2 protein-coding genes are annotated in these 634 nt (G+C 43.8%); both read left to right on the forward strand.

All coding sequences use genetic code 11. From position 1 onward, the window contains the following. On the forward strand, positions 1–289 hold a 289-nt coding region (locus tag Y887_RS20815), incomplete at its 5' end, for a hypothetical protein (RefSeq protein WP_046965637.1). Between the two features lie 83 nt (positions 290–372). Continuing rightward, a partial coding sequence (locus tag Y887_RS20565) for a hypothetical protein (protein ID WP_157004357.1) occupies positions 373–634 on the forward strand: 262 nt, incomplete at its 3' end.

Below are 634 nucleotides of genomic sequence, written 5' to 3' on the forward strand. Positions count from 1 at the left end.
GCCGAAGGAAGGTGCTTGGGACCGCGTAAAGGCCACTGGTATTGGTGAATTCAAACACAAAGGGCAACATATAGTACAGCGTGGATTCTTGGCTCAGCAGATGGGGGATATTGATCCAATATACACGTTTGAGGGTGGAACGGCGCATGATGATGAAGGAAAAGAGTTTGAAATACTAAACGTCAATGATAAAGCGGTTCTGGCTGACGTTATCACAGTGATGCAAATGATGCAGGACAAGATAGAAACTCTCGAGTCACAGATGGCCGAGCTAAAAGCAGCGAAATAATTCACTCAAGGCGCTGAAAAGCGCCTTTACTTTATGCGCTATTAAGTTATACTCATTATACGTTAACAAGTGAGGTGAATGAAATGAAATTTGAAGACATCGATAAGGCCCAAAAAGCAAAAGCATTGCCAAAATATTTGATTTGCGGCATCGACCCTGCAGACAAGCGTCTTGTCTTTTTGAAGGCCGTCAAGGGTGATGAACACGGCAATGCAGTTGATTGGTGCATCCCGCTCTTTGAAACAAAGGGAGAAGCTGAACAGGCATTGCTGAAAAGTAAGATGCCTTCTCATTATAAGGTAAGGACGCAACAGCAGATTCCGACTTTGACTCTGGACAATATCA

Source organism: Xanthomonas pisi DSM 18956 (assembly GCF_001010415.1).
Taxonomy (GTDB): domain Bacteria; phylum Pseudomonadota; class Gammaproteobacteria; order Xanthomonadales; family Xanthomonadaceae; genus Xanthomonas; species Xanthomonas pisi.